Origin of the sequence: Pulveribacter sp. (genome assembly GCF_032079985.1) — a bacterium.
Lineage (GTDB): Bacteria > Pseudomonadota > Gammaproteobacteria > Burkholderiales > Burkholderiaceae_C > Melaminivora.
In genome coordinates this window covers 1-1832 of record NZ_DAMATK010000017.1, presented here as the reverse complement: position 1 = coordinate 1832, position 1832 = coordinate 1, and the positions used below count along the sequence as shown (strand labels likewise).

Annotated in this window: 3 protein-coding genes and 1 pseudogene; 3 read left to right on the top strand and 1 reads right to left on the bottom strand. The window is 59.3% G+C overall.

Translation table 11 applies throughout. From position 1 onward, the window contains the following. Nucleotides 1–51: 51 nt before the first annotated feature. Nucleotides 52–204, top strand: a pseudogene (locus RT282_RS17240) (IS3 family transposase); the annotation flags it as partial. Here RT282_RS17240 and RT282_RS17235 read toward each other — a convergent pair. Beyond that, entirely contained in the window at nucleotides 180–560 is a 381-nt protein-coding gene (locus RT282_RS17235) for a helix-turn-helix transcriptional regulator (protein ID WP_312304559.1), read from the bottom strand. The pseudogene RT282_RS17240 and the gene RT282_RS17235 overlap by 25 nt on opposite strands. 108 nt (nucleotides 561–668) lie before the next feature. Here RT282_RS17235 and RT282_RS17230 point away from each other — a divergent pair, with 108 nt between their 5' ends. Together RT282_RS17230 and RT282_RS17225 are read left to right on the top strand one after the other, a co-directional pair. Continuing rightward, complete coding sequence (locus RT282_RS17230) at nucleotides 669–1121, top strand: HAD domain-containing protein (protein WP_312304557.1); 453 nt, start codon at nucleotides 669–671, stop codon at nucleotides 1119–1121. A 32-nt stretch (nucleotides 1122–1153) separates the two neighbouring features. Further along, a complete protein-coding gene (locus tag RT282_RS17225; protein ID WP_312304553.1) occupies nucleotides 1154–1519 on the top strand; it encodes an MbcA/ParS/Xre antitoxin family protein in 366 nt (121 codons plus the stop codon). Nucleotides 1520–1832: the final 313 nt, after the last annotated feature.

The window sequence follows — 1832 nt, the reverse complement described above, 5'->3', positions numbered from 1 at the left end:
TATTGGGCCTCAGGTTTGAGGCTCAGAGGTGTCTAGAAAACCCGGGGCGATTCAAAGGAGGCTGTGGAGTTCGCGACACTCGAATGGGTGTCCTGGTTTAACCACCATCGCTTGCTCGAACCCATCGGGTACATCCCACCGGCAGAAGCCGAGGCAAACTACTACCGGCAACTCGCCAGTCAGTCCACCGCGATGGTGGCCTGACTTAAACCAAATAGCCTCCGCGAATCCCGGGGCGATTCACCCGCGTGTCCTGCCTGACTGGAACCCAAGGCGCGGAAGTCGGCTTGGATAAGCTTGAGAAGTTCGCGGATGGAAGCCGGATCCAGCGTTTGGCAGTACGCAGCGGTGATCAACGTCAGGGGATGGATCTGCAGGTTCTCCGCCAGACTTTCGATGGTGCGGATGCCAGGCACCTGGTGGCCTTGTTCGACCCGGCTGATGTGGCGTCTGCTGGTCGCAAACAGCAGGTCTTCCTGGGTAACGCCCCGTGCCGTGCGCAGCTGCTGCAGCGCACGACCAAAGTCGGCTTGGGGACGGGCGTTCTTGCGGGAAGGCATTGCCCCGATTTCCGCCCAACGAGACTTTTAAGACCACGACCAAGTAGTCTCATTGCGCCACAAAATCGCTGCAAATTCGCTTCCCAACCCATCCACGTCCTCCCTGCCATGCCCATCCTCTTCCTCGACTTCGACGGCGTTCTGCATCCAGAGCATTGCCATGAGTCGAAGCACTTTTGTTGCTTGTCAGTGCTGGAAGAGGCGGTACGACAAGTGCCTGAATGCGATTTGGTGATCGCGAGCACTTGGCGGCTGCAATACTCCCTGGAGCACCTTCGACAGCGGTTCTCTCCCGATGTGGCCGCGAGGATTGTGGGAACCACCCCCAGGTTCATTGAGCTGATCGACGTGCCCGACACGTTGGTAGTGTATGAACGCGAGGCGGAATGCCGTGCTTGGCTGTGGGCCCATCAGGCTGCCCACCGGCCCTGGCTGGCTGTGGATGATCGTTCCTGGCTCTTCAGGCCTTTTTGCAAGTCGCTGCTTCTGGTGGATGGCAAGGCGGGACTCACCAAAGCCGCAGGTGAGCAGTTGGCTGTGCGCTTGCGCCAACTGCTGTAAGTGGTCACCGTGGGACTACTGCAGGATGGAACATGCGCACAGCGGTCTGGGCCAGTGACTGGCTCGGTGGCAATACGCTTGCTGTACAGGCAAGCTCCCAGCGTGAACTCTTCGCAAGCGGCCCCCGAGGGCGCGGTATTGCTGAATGGCTGTTGGATACGAAGGACAGTATGGCTTTAGAGAACGACATTACAGCCCTTGCTTTGCTCGTGCAGCGCATGGTCGAGGAGTCTGGAAGGCCGCAAGGTTTTGATGCGCGGGCGTGGCTGGACGACTGGCTCGCAAGGGCAGTCCCGGCATTGGGTGGACAGCGGCCCCTGGATGTTCTGCAGGAGCCAGGAGGCCTGGAGCAGGTGCACAGCCTGCTGTTGCGCGCCCAGACTGGCGCGTACTCCTAGGCACAGGCATTTCACCCAACTACGTGGACGCAAATGCCAGCCGAGTGCTCCGTTCCTTATGTGCCGGCGTCCGTGCCCCGTAGCGCGGACGTGATTCTCTATTTGGACCTTGATGGCGTGGTCCACCATGAGAAGGTGCTGTGGCATCCCCGCAAAGGCATATACATGAGTCCATTCGAGGCCCCAAGCCATGCGTTGTTCGAGTGGCTTCCAATCCTTGAAGAGGAGTTGGCTTCGTACCCCTCTGTGGCTTTGGTGTGAAGTCCCCTTGAAAACCTGAACCACCCGGAAGTAGAGAATTCCCCCAGACGGA